This window comes from Enterococcus sp. LJL90 (assembly GCF_056924355.1).
Window position 1 is genome coordinate 1 of record NZ_JBXPBQ010000011.1, and the last position, 19476, is coordinate 19476.

The window sequence follows — 19476 nt, forward strand, 5'->3', positions numbered from 1 at the left end:
ATGACAATCCGGCCGGGCTCTTGTCCCATGCCGATAAACCCTTCAATCAATGTTTCCACAAATTTCACTTCCTCAACTTAATTTCACTTCTACATAGCTTCACTTTTAAATTTCTATATAAATAGAAATTTTTTCAAATTTATTTAGGCAATGGTAATCAATGGATCACCAGGATTCACATTGTCACCAGGTGCTGCATGAATACCCATAACGGTGCCTGCATGTTGTGCCACAATTTCGTTTTCCATCTTCATCGCTTCTAAAATCATGACTGGTTGGTTTTCAGCAACCGTATCACCGACATTTACTAAGACCTTTAAGATAGCGCCAGGCATCGGTGCGGTAATCGCATCGGCACCGGCTGGAGTTGAAGCAACGGGCGTTGGTGCTGGTGCAGCTGCAGCGGGTGCTGCTTCTGGAGTAGGAACTGCGGGCGCAACGGGTGCAGCCGGCGCAACAGGTGCGGCTGGTTGTGGCACGCCACCGATTTCTTCCATTTCTACTAAGTATTCTTGGCCATCGATTGAAATTTTAAATTTACGTAACATTGTGTAACCCTCCGTTTTATTTTTTCTTTTGAATGGACGTGACGACAAGCTGACTGTCTTCTGCGGTGCCTGCGGCAAGACTGGCGGCAACTAAAGCTACCGTGCGAGCTTCTGGATTGCGTTTTAAAATTCGTCTAACCACAAATTGACTGTCGCTGTTTTCGCCAGCCGCAATTGCGGTGGCAATCACACTCACTAACTGATATTCTTTGGGACTTGTTGGAATAAAAGCTGGCAAAGCTTCAAAAGATTTCGTTTCTTCAGCAACTTGTTTGATTGTCTGCTGATAATTCGTTTTGATATCTGCCTGATTTTTCGTTGATTCTCTGCGTTTTAAAAATGGAAACAACATTCTCCCTCCTCTTTTTAAAATTTCAAAAAGAAAAGACGCTGTAGCATAAGTTCCCTCTGTCAAAATTCTGAACACCTTGATGCTTCTACTAAACAGTTTATCTTTGTAATTTCTAAAAATTATTTTTTGAAATTAGACGAGCTGCTGAATAGGTCAGATTTTTGACCGTTCGTTGGACTTATGCCACAGCCTCTTCTGTTTAAAGCGGCAATGACCCGGTTGCTGCGTACACAGCAAGATAAATGATTAAAATTGGCCAGCAATATTTGATATATTTCTTCTGAAAATCAACAAAATTGAGTTCAGTCGAAGCTGTCAGCATAAATAAGGCTGGAATAACTGGCGAAATCAAACGGAAGGATTGTCCTACCATCGATGCAACTGCTGCTTGGGTAGCCGTTAAGCCATAGGATTCCATCACCTCAGCAACAACTTTGGCGATACCGAAGTAAAAGGCATCCTGTGGTAAAAAGGCAATTGCCGGTGCAGAGATGACAGCGTAAATCGATGCCATGTGGGCGCCTAAATTTTCGGGAATAATCATGGTGATGCCTTGAGCTAAAGCATTTGCCATCCCACTGCCGGATAAGACGCCTGAGAAAACACCTGCAGCAAAGGTGGCTAAAGCTGGAGCTAGCGCGTCGGCGGCAATGTCATCAATCCGCTCATTGATGATACTAACTTTGCGATAATTCACCGTCAATACTATAGCGCTCCCAATCATAAATAAAACGGCACCGTGGGCTACATCTTGAATCAGCAAATATAAAATGCCCATCGTCAACAACAGATTAAACCAGAATAATTTAGGCCGTTTTAATTCTGGATCTTTATCTTGAATCGAGGCTAGCATTTTTGCCATCATAATGTCATCAATCGCTGAATCAGAACCATCGCAAAAACCTAAGCGCTTACGTTCTTTTAAGCCCAAACGATAAGCAAGAAAAATGACAAATACTTCAGCTACTAGCATCCCTGGTAGCAGGGCATTAAATAGTTCCGTCACCGGCACACCAATGGCTGTACTGGCAGCAATCGTCGGTCCGCCCCAAGGAAGCTGATTAAAAATTCCAATGGGGGCAACAATTAAAATTGCTAAATAACTGAGTTTCATATTCATAAATTTATACAATTCCAAAAAGGCTGCTACACAGATAATAATCGTCGTGGTAGTGTCCCCGTTCATTGTGACTACCGTGGCCGTTAAAACGGTGGCCATCGTCACTTTTAGCGGGTCCCCCTTGGCTTTTTTTATAAAAAATTCGCACAAGGGGTCAAACAAGCCCACATTTAACATTAAATCAAAATACATCACTGCAAATAAAATTAACAAGCCTGGGGAGATAACGCCCATGGAAACACTGCCGGATTCATCATTGACACTAAAGAACAGCGCATCCGTAATCCATTGAAATAAATCAGCAAAAGTGGCATCTGTTAGAACAACCACAATTAATCCGAAAAACAGTGGCACTAAAACCAGAGCGCCGACAATTGAAAGTTTATTTTTCGCCAATAAAACGACAAATGAAACAATCATTAACAATGCCAAGAATAAAAGCATAAGGCTTCCTCTTTTCTATAAAGCTATTTGATGAAACGTACTTCCTGATAAATTTTTTCTAGTTCTGCATCTTTGCGTCGATTAAATTCAATTTTATTTTTTTCAAATAAATTGTCTCCTAGAGTGTCGATTGAAACGATTAGCGGACCGTATTCTTTTACTTGATTCACCCATAGAGTTTCCGGCATCCCTAAGTCTTTCCACTGCGCATCGATAATTTCTTCGACTTTTTCAGCGGCATAAACGGCATTGCCCGCTGGATAAACGAGATGCAAGGCTTGATATTTTTTACAGCCGGCTTGCGTGCCTGCTCCCATGCCACCTTTGCCGACAATCAAACGAACACCGGTTTCTTTGATAAAATCCTCTTCAAATTTTTCCATCCGCATGCTAGTCGTCGGTCCAACAGAAATCATTTGATAGCTACCATCTTCGTTTTCTTTGACAATTGGGCCAGCGTGTAAAATTGCCTTGTCTTTGACATCCACCGGCAAAGGCAGTCCCTCTTCGACAACTCGTCGATGGGCCACGTCGCGACAAGTGACTAAAATCCCTTCTAAATAAACGATATCCCCTACACGAATATCGGCAATATCTTCAGCGGACACAGGTGTTTTTAAATGAAATTCTCTCATAGTTCTACCTCCTGATGTAACGGTAATGAATAATTTAATTCACTATCAAATAAAATTTTTCCTCGGCGATGGGACCAGCAGCCGACATTAATGGCTACGCCAATAACGGAAGGATGGCGGGCAGTGTTAATAATATTAACCCCCATGACAGATTTTTTTCCGCCAAACCCCTGTGGTCCTAAGCCAATATTGTTGATGCCATCCTCTAGTAAATGTTCCATCTTGCGGGCATTTTCGTTCGGACTTTCACTACTGACTTCCCTCATCAAAGCTAATTTAGAATTCATAGCGGCAACTTCTACAGACGTTCCAATACCGATACCTACTAATAATGGCGGGCAAGCATTAATCCCGTAGCTGGTCATCTGATCCATCACAAATTTTGCGACACCTTCATAGCCTTCGCCTGGCATTAAAACTTTAGCCGCCCCTGGTAAGGAACAACCGCCCCCTGCCATGTAAACATACATTTCCAATTTATCGGAGTCGCCTTCAATTTCTGTGAAAACACTAGGTAAGCCAGAACCAATATTTAATCCTGTATTGTATTCATCAAAGGTTTCCACTGCATTGTGGCGCAGTGGTGCTTTTTGTGTTGCTAAAAAAACGGCTTCTTTTAAAATGTCATTCAATTCGCTTAATAAGGGGAAATGACTGCCACATTTGATAAAAAATTGTAATGCCCCGGTGTCCTGACAACTTGGCCGTTCCAATTTTTCAGCTAGCATTTGATTTTCCCACATGGTGTTATACACCAATTGTTGCAATGGGTCGACTTCAATTTTAGAAAGCTCACTTAATTTTGCTGTCACGTCATCAGGTAGACGCCGGCTAACCACGGCAATGTAGTCAACTAAAATATCCCGCATCTGCTGAGCCTTAGGTGATAAAGTTTTTTCTTGGTAAGTATATTTTGTAGTCATGATACTCCTCCTTGCTGTTATCTGTATTATCTTTGGAAAAGCCTTTTTCAACTAGCCAATAATTATCGAGATGCAGCTTCCTTGTGAAAGTAATAACATTGAATAAAGTCCTTATTTTCTCTCCTCCAACACAAAAAAAGCCACTGCTGTTTGCGACAGCAGCGGCAATTGTTTCCGTTTTCATAATGTTGGATAGCAAAAAAAAGGTATCCCGATTTTTGTGATAGCCTAAAAATAAATCCTCAAAAATCAACACTGAAAACCAAAAATTTGCATAGAATTAAATGCTTTTTGAAAACAGACGATTTTTGAGGAAATGGTTTTTTAATCAGCAGTTGAAGTGATCGCTTTTAACTTGGCTAAAAGCTCATTGTATTTTTCTTGGTAATCATCTCTGGCACAATAGCTGCAGGGATTAACCTGCTGTGTTTCTTGGCTAGCAGCTTGATCCTGCAAAATTGCCAGCGCCGCTTGTTGATCTTCAGGTGATAATTCTTCTTTAAAGGATTGATCAATTATCCGCAAATCAGGGTTTAGTTGCTTTCGATACTCACTAGGAGTCAGGGCAAAATGTTTTTTAAACATTTTATTAAAGGCTTTGATATCACTAAAGCCATTTTCATAAGCAATATCGGCAATTTTCAACTGGGTGTCTGCCAATGCTTTAACTGCATGTTGCAGGCGACAGCGGGTTAGATATTCGTAAAAGTTAATTCCCAACTCGCTTTTAAATAATTTTGACAAATAGGTCGTGGAGTAATTGGTCGCTTGGGCCAACGACTCCAGTGAGACCTCTTTTCTAAAGTTTTCCTCAAGATAGGAAATTGCATCGTCTAATAAAGATTGCCGCTTAGCTAGTGGCGTCTCTTTATTATTCTCAGCGGGAACAAAAAATTCCAATAGCTTTTGGCTAATTGCAAAAAAGAGACTATTTTTTTGAAAAGCGGCACTCGCCTGATGGCCCAACAATTGCAGCTGCGCCATATTTTTTCTAAAAGACGCATAGTGGGGATTGCGCTGGTCACGGCTAGAGTCCAATTTGAAGCTGCCCCCGCCCAGCTCCACCCCTTGATTAATAAAAAAATCTGGCGAAAGATACAGCCGCAAACAGGTGCTATCAGGATCAATCGCAAACGTCGCATGCCCACTATTGGAATTGATTACATATAAATCCCCTGTTTGCAGCTCATGAATGCTGCCGTCCACATTAATTTCAATATGACCTTTTAACAGCCACAATAACTCGATTTCATAATGCCAATTGTAGTGATAGCTGCCAACTCGATACACCAGCTGGTCAAACTGAACACTTAAATTATCAAATTGATACTGCTCTCTTAAATTCATTGTAAAACTCCAAAAATGACACTTTTTTTCTTGATTATAGCATTGTTTTCCTAATAGGAGTACTCACTGTTTAGTGGCTAAATCAGATGTTTCCAGTCATTTTGAAAAAATCCTTATCCAGAGTTTTAAAAATTACTAAAGCGTTAAGGCGGCAATCATATTATATTTACTTCGACAATCTAAGCAGCTTTTCGCTAGAAAGATGTAATTTTTGCTAGTTTTAGGAATTATTGTTTAATTTTCCATCTCAATTTGAAGTACAGATACTCATAGAGTGCCAATTTCCGCTTTTCAAAATTAAATAAAAGAATAGCGACTAGCAATCCTAAAGAGCCTAAGATGAGATATAAAATTAGTGCTGTATAAGGTGAGATGATTCCCACCAATCCAGTTACAATAAAAATTGAACTGATTATTATGGTGTAAATAAGAAATAAGCCCCAGGTTCTTTTTTGATTTTTTAAAGTGAAGTAAGCAAAATAAAACTGTTCCACATCCATTTTGAAAATCTTCTGAACCTCTTTTGCTGGTCCATATTTATTACTTATTATTTGCTTCTTTAAAGATGTCCCCAACATAGTCTCAACTCTTTTTTCTTTAACAGCAGCCATCATATCCTCCATCGGGTAAATCATTTCATGTTTTTAAATCAGAAAAATTGATTGTTATCACGCCTATAATTTGGTTTTTATTCACCAGACCATAATCACGACTATCAGAACTGTACTCTCGATTATCCGTTAAGACGAAATATGCTTCTTCCGGTATCTTCGAAGCCCCAGAGATATCTATGAGACTAAAATCCTTCGTAAAATTTCCACCAGATTGTTGTGCCTCATTAATTTGATTGATTAAAAATCTTTCAACAACCATTTCTCCGTCCACATACAAGCTATCATTTATATATTGAATATCTTCTTTTGGCAGACCTATTACTCTTCTAATCTGATAAGTAGTACCACGTTTTATTAGAACCAAGTCAAAGCGCTGAACACTTTTCTCTTTTTTTATCAGCACCAGATCTCTGTCCCTTAAAGTCGGTACCATACTATACCCGTTAACTCGATAAATTTCAAAAAAGAACGAACTAACAAATATACATGTAATCAAAGTCATACTGAATATAATAAAAAGCACTTTAAAACGCTGTTTTGACCTACTAACCTGCTTTTTCTTTGATAGCGAGTTTTGAGGCTTAAATCTTTTACCTTTTTTTCTTGTTTTTCTTTTAAGGCGTGATAACGGCTCCTCACCTTTTCTTTTAAGAAATTCAGCTTTGCTACTTTTTTTAAGCAAAGCTGATTTCTGTGGGACTGTCTGAGCACTTGATTTCTTTTTTCGTGTTTTGTGCTGCTTAGCTGAATCAACCGTTTTTTTCGGTCTTTTCCTCAGCCTCTTGCTATTCTCCATTGGAATTTTCACTAGCCTCATCTTCTAGTGCCTCTTGATTGACGCTATAATAGTCAAAAGCTTTACTTTCAAGTTCTTTAAGTCGTTTTATATCCCCTTCATAGGTGACAACCAGCTCACTATTATTGTAAAATTCTGTCACCTGACGACTTGCGTTCATTCCAAGTTCTCCTAGTGCTGCGTAATACCTATTTAAAACAGTTTGACCGTCTGCGGTATTTGCCGAACTCGCTGTCTTACTCGCATAGCTTGCTAGATTAGTCGCTAAATACCGAATATCTCTATTCACCGTATCCGCTTCTTCTGTTGCATTTGCGGCATCATTTATTTTCCCTTCAAAATCACGCAGTAACAAATATGACCGTACAACCAAATCGGAATCTTCTGTAGATAAGTTTGTGGCTTGATAATAACTGAGGTAGGCTGTTCCGCCACCAAATAGTAGGGCCAAGAAAGAAAAAAAGACGACCATTTTTACATCTTTTTTTCTTTTTAAATAGATTCTTTTTCTTACTACCCGCCATCTTTTTTTTAGTTTAGAATTTTTTGGGGGAGAACTCGGAATACCTGCCAGCTTTTTTGTTTGTGATAGCATCGCTATAAAAAAATAAATAGTGAAAAAAATCAGAATCAGTGTAATTGAAATTCCAATGATGACACCCCATTCTATGATAGACATCATATCCCCCCTGAATTGTGAATTCTGTTAAATAGTGACTAGGATTTCTTTTTGGATTTTTTAGCCAACTTTTTTTTCTTATTTTTTCTTCTTGTTACAATGAAAAAGATGATTCCAACCAAGGCAATAAACCCTATTACAATCGTAGCAATCAAGCGCCAGTCAATTCCTCTTTCTTGGACCAAGCCTGCATCTCTTTCATTATATTCATTTGCTTCTTTTTCAGAAATCTCAAAATTTTCATGCCATTCCCACTTCTGATCCCCAATATAAGCATTTACGTGGGCAGTGTATTGTCCCGGCTCCATCTGGCTGCCAGCCATGCTGATTGGAAAGTCTATGAAGCTATTGGGAGCCATCCGCATTGTCGTTCTTCGTGTTTCCCACAAGACTTCATTTGAACCCTCTGCAGTAATTTGAGCGTCTACTGTTAAATTATTAACATAGGTTGCAACGACATTTGAAAAACTAACAAAAATCGTATTTCGATAATTTTGCTGACCCGCATAAGCTTTGTTGAATTGTAAATCAGGCTGTAAATCATTATTTCCTTCCCTCAACAAAATGGAGACTGCATATGCATATTTATTATTCACATAGGACCCTGCTTCGGAATCAGAGCCTTCTGTCTCGTCAACAATTCTTTGCATCGTAAGTCCACCCGCAATCACACCATCATAAGCTGTTTCGGGCATTTGAATTGAAATATCTAATTGTTTAGTCTCGCCAGCAGCTAAATCAATCGTCTCTGGTACGGAGACTAGCTGATTAAAATTAAACTGCAGTGAGGGATCATTTTCGATATCTGGGCGATTATACTCAATCACGCCGTTATTGTTGGTCTTTGCAGCATTAAGTTTTAACCCAACTTTTATAGCTTCTTCTCCCGGATTAGTCAGTGTCATCGATATAACCTGCTGTTGGCTTGGATTCATAGCTAAATCATAATAGCCTAAACTCGAATCTATTTGATTTTCTGGAAGCATAACTTGATAATTAAAGCCTGTCGCTGAACTACCATTACCTTGATCAGCAGTGGCCAAAGCTTTCTCATTACCCATTGTTACGCTAATCATTCCTAAAACGAATAGAAAAAAGAGTTTTACAAATTTTTTTATATGTCTAAACATCATTGCTGTCATACCACCTTCAAAATAAATTGTCATGAATATATGTATATGTTTACAAAACTAATGAGCTGATGAGAGATGCTCTCATCAGCTCATAAAATAGTAAAACCAAAGAGCTTAAATTATGCTAATGCACCAATTGTCCAAGTGATATCAGCAGTATAATCTCCTAAGACCATTGATGAAGCAGTTGCTGCTGGTACTGTTAGTGTAACAGCTTTGTCATCAGTCTCTTTAGTACCGGTCATCCCTAATACAGTATTTGCACCTGTGTAGTCTTTACTTTGACCAAATTCTAAAACATAAACCCCTGCACCACTGCCTTGAGCAGCAGACACAACTGTAATCGAATTGCCAGCACTTGCAGTAGAATCATAGCCCAATGCGTCTAATGATGTAGACATTGTGCCTGGTGTTGCCATATTGTCTGCACGAGTTTCCATGATTCCATAGTTGTATTTGATTGTCGCGCCGTCTAATTTTTTAGTAGTATCAGTTTTCAGTTCAAAAGGTCTGGTAATTTGAGCGGTTACTGTGTAACCAGCGTTTGTACCACGAGTATCACCAAATTGAACTAAAGCTCCACGAGTTTCTGTGGTGGCACCAGTGTCATCAGTTTTAGTCACTAAAGCAGCCGCATTTGCAGTCACTGCTTTAGAAGCAGTTTTAATTGTTCCAAAATTTAATTTAGATACGTTTGTAATTCCTAATGTACCTGGATCTGTTCCTGGAGTGATTTCTGGATTATCCGGATCAATATCTTTACCTGGATCTTCTGGGTCAACGATTGGATCTGTAGGATCTAAATCACCCGCTTCAACCGTCACACGGCCTTCAGAGATTGCAGAGTGAGTTTGAGTTGCTGCACTAGCTAATACTGGAGCTGTTGCCCCTACAGCAATGACTGATAATAAAGTTGTTGCACATAAACGTTTGAATTTCATTTTTTATTTCCTCCTAATAGTTCTTCCTTTATTACAAAAGAGGGATTCCTCTATTTGCCAAAAATATTAATTTGTGGGACCAGCAGTAAGAATCCATGTCAATGTCGTGGAATATTTTACTGGCTGAATTTTAGTTGTCTTTGGAACACTCAAAGTAATCGCTGAATTACTGTAAGCTGGTTTATTGAAAACTTCATCAATTACCGGATTTCCTGATTTATCAACTAAAGGTGATAATGTGTTCGGTTGGTTATTTTTATTTCCGCTTGACGCACCAAATTCAATTGTCCAAACTCCAGTGCCTGCCCCTTTAGAAGAAGTCGCTACGGTATACGCCGAGTTCATTTCATTAATCGCGATTGTGTCGCGAGTAACGAGGGGAGCTTCAGCCGTACTGACGGAGTTCGCCCAGCCATGATCAAAGGATAAGCTGGCTCCCTTCAGTTCTTGGCCATCTGTTGATTGAATAATTGAGTTACTAAATTGATGGTCTTGTGAGACCTGCAATTCCCAACCACTGGAGTCTCCGCGGCGATCAGTAACTTGAATGTAATACCCTCTTGCATCTGTTTCATCATGAAACAACTGGGCTAAAGAGGTATATACTCGATTTTCTTTAGATAAATCATTTAAGCCAAATTTTAATTCCGATACGAAATCAATTCTTAAAGGTCCCTCAGTCGAAGGCGATTCTCCTGGATCCACCTCATTTTCAGGATTCTCCGGATCAACTGGATTCGTCTTACCGGTATCCTCAACAGAAACAGACCCCTTTGAAACAGTACTATGGGCCAAGACGGATTGATTCCCTCCCAAAAAGAAAATAAGAAAAGTTAGCAAAGTAGCAAAAGCCATGAATGATTTATGATATTTTTTAACCATTTCCCTCTGCCTCCTTTTTTTTCTTATAACGCAAGAAGACTATCAATAAACTAAACAGTATCAATCCCCCGCCGATGAAACTAAAATTACGTACGGTTTCACCAGTCTGCGGAAGCTTGCCACCAGGTTCTTTTCCCGTTGGCTCTGAAGAAGTGGTACTACTTTCAGAAGTTGTGGTTCCTTCGTAAAACGTAATCCCACCATCTACCGTGACCTGACCACCTGCATCTTTTGCGGCGTGAACACTCGCAACCTGTACTGTAAAGCCCAACAGCAGAACCAAACAACTGAGGAAAACCAAAAATCTTTTATTTTTCATCCTACTAACTCCCCCTATGGTCCTGCTGCAATCGTCCAAGTAATTTCTGCTGAATAACTGCCGATATTAGAAATCGTCGTTTTGGATGGATCGGCTACTAACTTCAACCCTGGTGTGGTCGCAGTCGTCCCCCAAGTACTAGAAACATCGACACTGCCTCCACTAGGATTAACGACAATGTCTGACGCATTGGTATCCAATGTGATATCCGTACCATCTTCGGTAATATAATGGAGCGCCTCATTCATAATCGATTGGGTACTATTATTTTTCATCTCTTTGCTTAGCTTGGCGGTTAATGTCCAACCGCCTTTGCTTCTAGAGCGTGTATCCAAAATTGAAAGACTCTCATTCCCTAAGTTAGGATTGTCTACACGTTTTACAGTCGAGTCATAAATAATATTGCCAAAATCGATAACACTCGGTGCTGATTTAATAATCAGAATCCCATCGAAAACGTAAGTTACTTCATCTCCATTACCTGTAATGGTTACTTGTTCAGAGCTTGGACGTTCCTCTAATTGATAGTTTTGTGTTTCAATTAAAGCAATTGCATCTAATACATCTTGCTCTTTTGTTAAATCAACGACTTGATTCAGGCTTCCAGAAATAACAACCGGCTCATGAATCACTTCACCGTCAAGATTTTTGAAATTAACTGTCAAGGTATTGTCTAAAATAGGATTAGTTTCAGACTTGTTTGAAGCAATCTCGAAGGTTTCATCAGATGCTGTTTTCCCTGATAGATTAGCTGTGTTGACGATGGTACGACCAACTGCTTTTCGGTTCACAGAAACATTAAATGATAAGACTATCTTATTCTCACCGGTACTGGTTACTGGCAAAATATCTCCCAGCGAAACACTCAATTTCCGTGTCTCAGCGTCAAATGTACTAGTCGCACTTACACCGTTGATTTGAACATCGGCACTAGAGCTGTCAAAGTCAAGACCTTCATCTAAAATGTCAGTTAACACCACATCAGACCATAAAATACCGCTGCCTTCCGCTTCATCGTTAGTTACTGCGACAGAATACCGCAAGACTTCACCTGTTGAGACATTGGCTGCCCCGCTCGAAATAGTAAAACTTTTTTTCGCAGATGCAGTATCAATAATCGACTTCTCAACAGTATAGGTGGCAGCCGGATTGAAGGTGGCGTCTCCGTAGTTTAAAGCATTATCCGGATTGATATTTCCTATCGAATCGTTAGTAGCTGGAGCTACATTTTTTAACCCTGTAGGAGCAAGGCCGGCATCGTCTTGTAAGTACACTGTGACTTTATCTCCAATAGTTAGCTTGTTTGGCAGAGTAATTGAAAATTTTCCGTCAGTGCCAACAACAGCAGTCGAACTGAGTAAGCTTCCGTTAACTTTAACGAGAACGTTTGCTCCAGCCTCTGCACCTTCACCCTTCAAATACAAGTCGATATCTGTTACTTTTCCGCCATTGATTTGGACCGGCTCAGGTGGTGTGATATCAAATACTGGCAATGATGCTGTAGTATCAGAAATCAACTTGCCACGTGTGGCTACTGCACTTAAAATCGTACCCGCTGAATAAAAATTATCGACTGTCGTGGAAATATACCCATTCGCATCAGTTACTAAATCTTTTTCATCAGAAGAAACCGAATCCGTTACTTTCACTGGTAAGCCAGAGTTTGCAAACACGTCAATATAATGTAAATCACCGTTCTCATCTAACCCTGTATTATCCGGCACAGAGCCTAGTCGAATACGAGCTAAGTTTGACAGATTTTTATCCGCATCTGTCAATTGATACTGCCAGAGAACATCAGGTTTGGAATTTAATCCTGAAATCCGTGAAACATTACTTCTGGTGTTCGTTTTAATCGCCGAAAGCTTAGTTTGTAACTCTGTTTCACTAGAAGTTGGAACATTTAAATCCTGATAAATAAAACTTGTAACATCCGGATAATCAAACGTTGCGTTACCAAAAATATCTGAGCCAACTTGCCAGAAGGACAAATTACTATTTATTACGTTAAAAGAATTCACTTTGCTTCGATTAACTTGGACGGCATCTTGAGACCCAGTGTTTCTAATGTCAAATTGCAAAGGCGAGTCCAATGTAATCTTGTTATTACTACTATTCGTTGCTTCACCTAAAGTAATCAAAGCATCATTTCTACCGGTACTCCCAATGACAAAGAAGGAAGAACCTGGCTTAAAATTAATCGATAGATTTGTAGCATAGCCACTATTAAATGGAATACGTCCTTCGTTTCTACCAACGATGGTTGAATCGCCACCCATCGTCGAACTATCCCGCAAACTAATGTCAGAAGCCAAGCTGGTTAGTGTAACTACTGAGCCATTTTCAGCGGTCATTGTTTGGCCATTTCCGTGAAATTGTAAAGATGAGCCTGGTACTGTGGCGGTAAATTTACTGTTCTCACCAACATTGATTTTGGAAAAATATTGATAGATAGCTGGATAGGTTGTGTTACTAAGACTCCCAACGTTTCTCAACTTGATATCGCAATTCGCGCCAATATCAAACTCTGAACTACCCGTGTCAGTTGGCTTTGTATTATGTCGATACCAGATTACTGAATAGTTTTGCTTCGTTATATCCCCATAATATTCGGTTCCATCTTCAAATTTCATACCACCGGTGTAGAAATTTTCACCCCATGTACTAACCTTGTTTTTTCCATAAATAGTGACTTGGCCTCTAGTGAAACGTGCCACACGTTCTGTATCACTCTTAGGTACAACAATATTTCCCAATCTTAATGTCCAATTTTTTGTATAACAGTTCGCATCAGTTGGTGTATAGTTGGGTAGTCCAAATATGGATGAAGAAGCAGCCGTGGTTCCCGTACTATAATTAGAGATGATGACATCATGGACATGAAGCGTTGCGTTAGTTTCACTAGCAGCTGGATTTACAACCCCTAAATAGGTCCTGCCTATATAAAGTTGATAATGGTCATAATCATCTACTGGATTTGGCTTCGTGCCATCAATTTCAAGAGACGTGGAACGCTGGGTTTGAATATTATTTGACGCAGAAGTATCTGCTCGGATGATGTCATTATTTAGCTTGATTTTCGTAACGTTTGGATCTTCATATGCAGTCTTAAAGCTACTCCAATCAGAAACCGTGACTTCTGTCGCACTGACCGCAGATGGTCTAAAAAATAAGCTAAGTCCCAACAACAAACCTAGAAAAAGAACACTAAATAATTTTCTTTTTCTGTTTCTCATATTTTCACCTCCCTTCATTGCTTAAATCTTAAGTGACATTCTCTAACCCAGGATATGAAGGTTGTCTTCGTTCAATAATCCTGTTGCGGCATACCTTTTTAAGAATGAAACTACTTAGTTTACTCAACAAGCCTTACAGGGATATAATCTTGAAAAAAAGTTTCAGAGAGTGTATAGCCTTTTTTCCAATGAGTGATTAAATATGAACTATTTGATTCTGATAAATTGATAATATTGTTTTTCTCCATCTTTACTCGAATTCTGCTGATAATTTGAGAAAGCTGAGCCAAATTCGATGAAGAACTTGAGTTCCAAATATGCGAGGCGAGGCTTTTTCTATCAATATAGTCCCCCTCTGAATCAACCAATACCCGAAAAACTTGGCGCTCCTTGGCTGACATTGATGATGTGAAGTTTTCATAGTATAGTTTTTTATCCCCATGCTGAAAGTTCTGTTTTTGATGCAAATATTGATCTAAAGGATATTTTTTTTCACTGACTTCAGCTTCGTCTTTTTTTGATAGAACTTCTCTCAATGTTTTTAAAGAACAATCCTCATCAATATAATCAATTGAATGACACTTCTGAGACTCTATCGGTGCATTGTCATCCCCTTCAAAATTTTCTAGCCGCAAAAATCTGACATTTTGAAAACCAATGCTCAGTATCGTCTCAACTTCTTCTTCACTAATACTCGAACTGATAATTACGAGATTAAAGATTGGTGTAATCTTTATTTTGAATCCCAATAAAATTTCATTGAAAATTTGGGATGAGGAAAATACCTCATACCCTAAACTTTTTAATTTCTGTTCTAATTCCGATTCGACTAGAATGTTTTTAGTCAAGATCATGATAGACTTCAAAAAATCAACTTCTTTCTAAAATAAATATATTGTTTACTCTTTTTAATCCATCTGTACAAATTACATATAGTTCAGCTTCACAGTTGTTACTTCACAAAAATTAAAATTTAAAACAAAACAGAAGGAACGAATGTTTGTTATTATCGATTTTTTTGTTATAATATTGTAGGCAGACTGTTTTAATCAGCCCTTTTAAAAAAACAGCTAGTTATTTTTCTCAATTCTCTCACAATTGAGAATTTTCCTTTCAAAGGGCTGATTCTGAGAGTTTTTTTGCTTTTTGACCATTCTCTCTGACGCTTAATTATTCTCAGACAATTTCTAAAAGAGTATCCAATTGGCTGATTCCTTTTCTTCTGGTCTCCATTAAGGAACCCGCATAGGTATCCAAAGTCATCTTCGTTGACTGATGTCCTAGTATTTTGCTGAGACTCGCAATATCCATTCCCTGCTCCAAGCAACGAGTGGCGAAGGTGTGTCTTAATGTATGAAAATTGATATTTTCCAAATTGGTCTCTTCTAAAATTCTTTTAAAGCGATTGGTAATGGTTCTAGGTTCTGTTAATCCCTTTGATGATTCGATTACATACTCCGATGCTGCGTTTTTTCTTTTTTCTTGTAGATAATTTTTCAAATTTTTAGCAATCGGAATTTTTCTAATTGAGCTAGCCGATTTCGGACTACCAACTGTTAATTCGGTTTTGGTTTGAACCGAGTCAAGGGTGAAAATTCTTGAGACAGTTCTTCTGATATAGATCATGTCTTCATCAAAGTCGATATCTTTCCATTGCAAACCGCTAATTTCGCCAATGCGCATCCCAGAATACAAGGCAATGATAATAGCTGAACAGCCTGACTCTTTTAAAGCGGTGCATTCCAATTTTTTTTGCTGGGCTAAGGTTAGGGTATTAACCTCATGCTTGACAAGTTTAGGTAATTGCACGCCATTGGCGGGTAATTCGCGAATATAACCTTGTTGATACGCATCGACTAAAGACTTCTTGACAACATTAAAAATATTTCTGACAGTACCAGGAGCTAAATCCTTCTCCTGCAGCTCCTCCAAGAACTTATCAATTTTCTTTGAGGAAATCTCATCTAACAACAGTTCGCCAATAGAAGGGTTGATATGCACTTCAACTAGTCGCGAATAAATTGACAGAGTGGTTTTTTTCACCCTTTTCTTTTCAATCTTATCTATCCAATAAGCTAGCCATTCAGAATATTTTTCTGCCTTTATAGTTCGCTTGCTGATAGTAAAGTCACTAATTTGCTCGACTTTTTTTTGAAGTAGTTTTCTTTTAACGTCTTCATATTTTTTTCCATAAATAGAAGAGTATTTAGCTTTTCCTGTGGTTGTTCGAGAAGAAATATAGCGACCTTCCCAACGTCCATCTTTTCTTTTGTAGATATTTTCACCTTTTCTGGCCATAGTAATCCCACTTTCTTTTGACGATTTAATTGACGGAAAACAACAATAAAATAAAGCAGCCTGCAGTTAAACTGAAGAAAAGAATCATTTTTTAATAATATTTCTTTGCATTAAAAATAAAATGTGCTACAATATTTTGTATCACAAAGGTTATCAAAAATAATCCTTATCAATAGCCTTTCTCAATTGTGAGAGAATTGAGAAAATTACATTCATGAAAATATTATGATTCATATTGAAGTCATATTATAGCCTTCAAAAAGAAAGTTTGTTGCCTGTTGGAGTAACATTCTTGTTGATTTGAATAATTTAATACATAAAAAAAACAGTTATTTTATCAATTGAAAAATAACTGTTTTTGTTTTGTTTTTTTCTGCAACTAGAAAAAAGTTTCTTCTATTGTGAATCAATGTAGCAGAAGTCTAATTTACTTTTGAACCTTGATGGAAAACTTTGTAACTTTGTTTGACTAAAGTAGATTAAAATAACAAACTTTCTATCCTTTAAGAGCTCTCAATATCGGCTGGTACTTTTTTATTTTTCTCTGATATTTAAAAAAAATCAAACTAATCTGCATGTCTGAGCCTACTATTTGCTGTGACCTTTCTCGTAGCAATTTTTGTATTTTAAATCTGAATAGAGTTAACTTTGCTGAGCTTGAAGTTAAACTTCAACAATACTTATTTTTACAAAAACGACACCAAAGCTATATAACATTGACTTCAAAAAAGCTTTTTTCTTGAAAAAAAGTTTGAATCCACTTAAATTGTTATCGATAGGGGTGACAGAATGAAATATGATGCTAATGTGTTTATCATTGAGGATGAACTGGCTCACAGAATGGCGATTTCCAAATGTTTGCTTGATTTTACTGAGAAAAGTGAATACATCAACCTGTGTATTGATGATACCCTCAACTACATCCAACTTTATCGCGATGTTGAGAATTTTACCATCTGTGACAATGATGTCTTTCTTATTGATATTCATCTTAATACGGATTTCACTGGGATTCAGCTGGCCAAATTATTACGTGGGAGGAACTCAAATGCTTTTATCATATTTCTGACAAGCGATGATACTTTGAGTCAATTTTCGATAAATCAGCAAATTTATCCATCTGGTTATCTTACAAAAAATATCTCTGAAAATATCATGACTAACGATGCACTATTCCCTATTTTAAATGAAATTCAAAATACCATCTTAAACAGACTTGAAAAAAACGTGGTAATTGAACTAAAGACGTCAGAAGGCATAACGCTCGTTAACCCTTTTGATATTTCTTACATTACAACGGTCTCAGGCCTGCAAAAAAAACGGTTGTGAAAACTAAGGATATTGAGTTTATCGCAAATGAAAGATTAGTTGATATCAGAAAAAAGCTCAATTCACCTGCATTTTTTAATTCTCTTAAATCGTATATAATTAATCTTTTAATGATTAGCTCACTTAATCAAAGCCAAGGGATGATTTATTTCAAAGATAAGCGGGAATTGTTTATCGGCTCAAGACACATCGCTAAATTGAAAAAACGTTATAAAAATTTGGAGGCATAGAGAGGCTGTTCAGACAATGGATTATCCAAATTTATTCAGATTAATGACTATGAGCCACCTTTGGCTGCTCCTCCAGTGCGACTATGAGAGTCTGCTACCTAAGAAAAAAACAGCAATCTTAGCGTTGATGCTCGCGATTATCTTTTTGACTTCATTTATGTCCGTTTTTTACAGCTTACTAGTGCTATATATTTATTTTATTTTGAAATTTTACTTAATTCGGACTTCCTTTAATACTTGGCTCGTGTCGGCATACTCTTCCCTTAGAAGTGGCCTGATTTACTCGATAGTCTGGTTAGTCACCTATAGCATTTCAAGAATCTTCTTTGGTAGCAATATTCACGATGGGGATACCCACTGGTCTGTATTTATCCCTCTCCATCTAGTATTGCTAGTTCTGCTAACGCTGATTTCTAATAAGGTTCACAAAAAATATCACCTGACCCAACGATTTATTGCAATTAAAAAAAAGTATCTCCAATACTCGATTATTAGCAGTGTTGCGTATGTTATTCTTTTTGCAATTAACCAGTATTATATTTACCGAATGACTTTTTCTGCAATCGTCTTAAGTTTTGCATTGATGATTGTCACCGCCTTACTTTTGACAGCTTTTACAGTAGTGTTTACAACTTTTTCTACTAACGATCCAAAGAGTGATTATCTTGATAGCTCAATTGTTTCGATCAATAAAAGTTATAGTGAATTACAGAATTTTCGCCATGACTACAAAAATATTTTGATTAGCTTATCACAATATTTAGAAAATGATGATTTAGAAAGTGCCAAGGATTACCTAGCAAAAATCGTTGTCTATTCCAATAAAATAATTGATTCGAAATACTACTCCGTTACGAATCTAAATAATTATCCATTGCAAGCTTTAATTATTTCTTTTATTAATCGTTTAGAGTTGGTCAAAGAGGTGTCAGAATTAAACTTGAAAATTGAAAAAATTAATCAAGAATTTACTGTTGAAGTAATTGATCTTGTGCGGTGTCTATCAATTCTTTTGGATAATGCCTACGAAGCCATCCAGCCAGATGAGTATACAGCTATCTGGATAAAAATTTTTCGCAATAAAAATGCGCTAGTTTTTGAGGTCAAAAATACCATTCACGAAAAAGTCTCCCTTGAAAAAATCTTTAAGAAAAATTTTACGACGAAAACCAATCATAGTGGTCGAGGGCTCTACTCTTTAAATCATATTATTGCAGACTACACTAATCTAGATTTTAAAATAGAAATCTCTGCTAATACTTTTTCAGCCAAAATTATTATGTCAGTTTAAGTCAGCGAGCTTTTAGTTAGCATTTACATTGAAAAACCAGCTTGCGTAAAAACGTATCTGATGCCCAGAACTAGCTTATTAAAAAGTAAAAAGTGCCGGTGTTAATAAAATTTCAACTTAGCTAATAGCAAACTTGATTCCTTCAATAGAATTTCACTATACAATTAATTATAATTAATTGTGAAAATGTTCTTTTAGTCTTTAGCTTTTTTCCTCGTATCTACAGTACGTTATACTTGTACAATTTATGAAGACTTTTCTAATGCAAACTGTAGATTTAGCAGCATAATTTATAATTCATCAACTAAAGGAGGAGTTCAAAATTAAACAGCAGTTAAAAGAAATCTTTATTATAATTC

At 37.5% G+C, this 19476-nt stretch carries 19 protein-coding genes; 3 read left to right on the forward strand and 16 right to left on the reverse strand.

What is annotated here, in order from left to right; genetic code table 11:
* Positions 1-143: 143 nt before the first annotated feature.
* The 16 genes from AC1Z3S_RS17525 to AC1Z3S_RS17600 form a co-directional block, all read right to left on the reverse strand.
* On the reverse strand, positions 144-548 hold the full coding sequence (locus AC1Z3S_RS17525; RefSeq protein ID WP_461741430.1) for an acetyl-CoA carboxylase biotin carboxyl carrier protein subunit: 405 nt from the start codon (positions 546-548) through the stop codon (positions 144-146).
* A gap of 16 nt (positions 549-564) precedes the next feature.
* Entirely contained in the window at positions 565-900 is a 336-nt protein-coding gene (locus tag AC1Z3S_RS17530; protein ID WP_461741431.1) for a hypothetical protein, read from the reverse strand.
* Between the two features lie 199 nt (positions 901-1099).
* Positions 1100-2464 carry a citrate:proton symporter gene (locus AC1Z3S_RS17535; protein WP_461741432.1) on the reverse strand — a complete coding sequence of 455 codons (1365 nt, stop codon included), beginning with the start codon at positions 2462-2464 and terminating at the stop codon, positions 1100-1102.
* 23 nt (positions 2465-2487) lie between these two features.
* Positions 2488-3099, reverse strand: a complete 612-nt coding sequence (gene ttdB / locus AC1Z3S_RS17540) for a L(+)-tartrate dehydratase subunit beta (protein WP_461737257.1) — start codon at positions 3097-3099, stop codon at positions 2488-2490.
* Positions 3096-4022, reverse strand: coding sequence for a L(+)-tartrate dehydratase subunit alpha (gene ttdA, locus AC1Z3S_RS17545; protein WP_265460117.1), 927 nt, complete (start codon positions 4020-4022; stop codon positions 3096-3098). The genes ttdB and ttdA overlap by 4 nt, the downstream gene beginning before the upstream one ends.
* Before the next feature lie 324 nt (positions 4023-4346).
* Positions 4347-5369: a helix-turn-helix domain-containing protein gene (locus tag AC1Z3S_RS17550; protein ID WP_461741433.1), complete on the reverse strand. Its 1023-nt coding sequence runs from the start codon at positions 5367-5369 to the stop codon at positions 4347-4349.
* A gap of 227 nt (positions 5370-5596) precedes the next feature.
* Positions 5597-5980, reverse strand: a complete 384-nt coding sequence (locus AC1Z3S_RS17555; protein ID WP_461741434.1) for a hypothetical protein — start codon at positions 5978-5980, stop codon at positions 5597-5599.
* A 25-nt stretch (positions 5981-6005) separates the two neighbouring features.
* Entirely contained in the window at positions 6006-6800 is a 795-nt protein-coding gene (gene lepB, locus AC1Z3S_RS17560; RefSeq protein ID WP_461741435.1) for a signal peptidase I, read from the reverse strand.
* Positions 6769-7458 (reverse strand): hypothetical protein, encoded by a 690-nt coding sequence (locus AC1Z3S_RS17565; RefSeq protein ID WP_461741436.1) that lies wholly within the window; start codon positions 7456-7458, stop codon positions 6769-6771. The genes lepB and AC1Z3S_RS17565 overlap by 32 nt, the downstream gene beginning before the upstream one ends.
* Positions 7459-7496: 38 nt before the next feature.
* Entirely contained in the window at positions 7497-8591 is a 1095-nt protein-coding gene (locus AC1Z3S_RS17570; protein WP_461741437.1) for a WxLIP family cell surface protein, read from the reverse strand.
* Positions 8592-8710: 119 nt separating this feature from the next.
* Positions 8711-9532, reverse strand: coding sequence for a WxL domain-containing protein (locus tag AC1Z3S_RS17575; protein ID WP_461741438.1), 822 nt, complete (start codon positions 9530-9532; stop codon positions 8711-8713).
* Between the two features lie 66 nt (positions 9533-9598).
* The gene (locus AC1Z3S_RS17580) at positions 9599-10414 is read right to left on the reverse strand and encodes a WxL domain-containing protein (RefSeq protein ID WP_461741439.1); all 816 of its coding nucleotides are present in this window, start codon (positions 10412-10414) and stop codon (positions 9599-9601) included.
* On the reverse strand, positions 10407-10733 hold the full coding sequence (locus AC1Z3S_RS17585; protein WP_461741440.1) for an LPXTG cell wall anchor domain-containing protein: 327 nt from the start codon (positions 10731-10733) through the stop codon (positions 10407-10409). Before AC1Z3S_RS17585 ends, AC1Z3S_RS17580 begins: the two co-directional genes overlap by 8 nt.
* Positions 10734-10747: 14 nt before the next feature.
* Positions 10748-13969 carry a pectate lyase-like adhesive domain-containing protein gene (locus AC1Z3S_RS17590; protein WP_461741441.1) on the reverse strand — a complete coding sequence of 1074 codons (3222 nt, stop codon included), beginning with the start codon at positions 13967-13969 and terminating at the stop codon, positions 10748-10750.
* A 119-nt stretch (positions 13970-14088) separates the two neighbouring features.
* A complete protein-coding gene (locus AC1Z3S_RS17595) occupies positions 14089-14835 on the reverse strand; it encodes a winged helix-turn-helix domain-containing protein (RefSeq protein WP_461741442.1) in 747 nt (248 codons plus the stop codon).
* 310 nt (positions 14836-15145) lie between these two features.
* On the reverse strand, positions 15146-16267 hold the full coding sequence (locus tag AC1Z3S_RS17600) for a tyrosine-type recombinase/integrase (RefSeq protein WP_461741443.1): 1122 nt from the start codon (positions 16265-16267) through the stop codon (positions 15146-15148).
* A 789-nt stretch (positions 16268-17056) separates the two neighbouring features.
* On the opposite strand from AC1Z3S_RS17600, the gene AC1Z3S_RS17605 reads away from it, so the two are divergent.
* Genes AC1Z3S_RS17605 through AC1Z3S_RS17615 form a run of 3 tightly spaced genes read left to right on the forward strand, consistent with a single transcriptional unit; the run spans position 17057 to position 19117 of the window.
* Complete coding sequence (locus tag AC1Z3S_RS17605) at positions 17057-17596, forward strand: response regulator (RefSeq protein WP_461741444.1); 540 nt, start codon at positions 17057-17059, stop codon at positions 17594-17596.
* Positions 17593-17826 (forward strand): LytTR family transcriptional regulator DNA-binding domain-containing protein, encoded by a 234-nt coding sequence (locus AC1Z3S_RS17610; protein ID WP_461741445.1) that lies wholly within the window; start codon positions 17593-17595, stop codon positions 17824-17826. The genes AC1Z3S_RS17605 and AC1Z3S_RS17610 overlap by 4 nt, the downstream gene beginning before the upstream one ends.
* A gap of 16 nt (positions 17827-17842) precedes the next feature.
* Positions 17843-19117, forward strand: coding sequence for a sensor histidine kinase (locus AC1Z3S_RS17615; RefSeq protein ID WP_461741446.1), 1275 nt, complete (start codon positions 17843-17845; stop codon positions 19115-19117).
* Positions 19118-19476 lie beyond the last annotated feature (359 nt).

Coding starts and splice junctions, on each gene's coding strand:
- AC1Z3S_RS17600 (WP_461741443.1), bottom strand. CDS start 16,267: ATGGCCAGAAAAGGTGAAAATATCTACAAAAGAAAAGATGGACGTTGG.
- AC1Z3S_RS17615 (WP_461741446.1), top strand. CDS start 17,843: ATGGATTATCCAAATTTATTCAGATTAATGACTATGAGCCACCTTTGG.
- AC1Z3S_RS17585 (WP_461741440.1), bottom strand. CDS start 10,733: ATGAAAAATAAAAGATTTTTGGTTTTCCTCAGTTGTTTGGTTCTGCTG.
- lepB (WP_461741435.1), bottom strand. CDS start 6,800: ATGAGGCTAGTGAAAATTCCAATGGAGAATAGCAAGAGGCTGAGGAAA.
- AC1Z3S_RS17605 (WP_461741444.1), top strand. CDS start 17,057: ATGAAATATGATGCTAATGTGTTTATCATTGAGGATGAACTGGCTCAC.
- AC1Z3S_RS17570 (WP_461741437.1), bottom strand. CDS start 8,591: ATGATGTTTAGACATATAAAAAAATTTGTAAAACTCTTTTTTCTATTC.
- AC1Z3S_RS17590 (WP_461741441.1), bottom strand. CDS start 13,969: ATGAGAAACAGAAAAAGAAAATTATTTAGTGTTCTTTTTCTAGGTTTG.
- AC1Z3S_RS17530 (WP_461741431.1), bottom strand. CDS start 900: ATGTTGTTTCCATTTTTAAAACGCAGAGAATCAACGAAAAATCAGGCA.
- AC1Z3S_RS17550 (WP_461741433.1), bottom strand. CDS start 5,369: ATGAATTTAAGAGAGCAGTATCAATTTGATAATTTAAGTGTTCAGTTT.
- AC1Z3S_RS17575 (WP_461741438.1), bottom strand. CDS start 9,532: ATGAAATTCAAACGTTTATGTGCAACAACTTTATTATCAGTCATTGCT.
- ttdA (WP_265460117.1), bottom strand. CDS start 4,022: ATGACTACAAAATATACTTACCAAGAAAAAACTTTATCACCTAAGGCT.
- AC1Z3S_RS17555 (WP_461741434.1), bottom strand. CDS start 5,980: ATGGCTGCTGTTAAAGAAAAAAGAGTTGAGACTATGTTGGGGACATCT.
- ttdB (WP_461737257.1), bottom strand. CDS start 3,099: ATGAGAGAATTTCATTTAAAAACACCTGTGTCCGCTGAAGATATTGCC.
- AC1Z3S_RS17525 (WP_461741430.1), bottom strand. CDS start 548: ATGTTACGTAAATTTAAAATTTCAATCGATGGCCAAGAATACTTAGTA.
- AC1Z3S_RS17535 (WP_461741432.1), bottom strand. CDS start 2,464: ATGCTTTTATTCTTGGCATTGTTAATGATTGTTTCATTTGTCGTTTTA.
- AC1Z3S_RS17580 (WP_461741439.1), bottom strand. CDS start 10,414: ATGGTTAAAAAATATCATAAATCATTCATGGCTTTTGCTACTTTGCTA.
- AC1Z3S_RS17565 (WP_461741436.1), bottom strand. CDS start 7,458: ATGTCTATCATAGAATGGGGTGTCATCATTGGAATTTCAATTACACTG.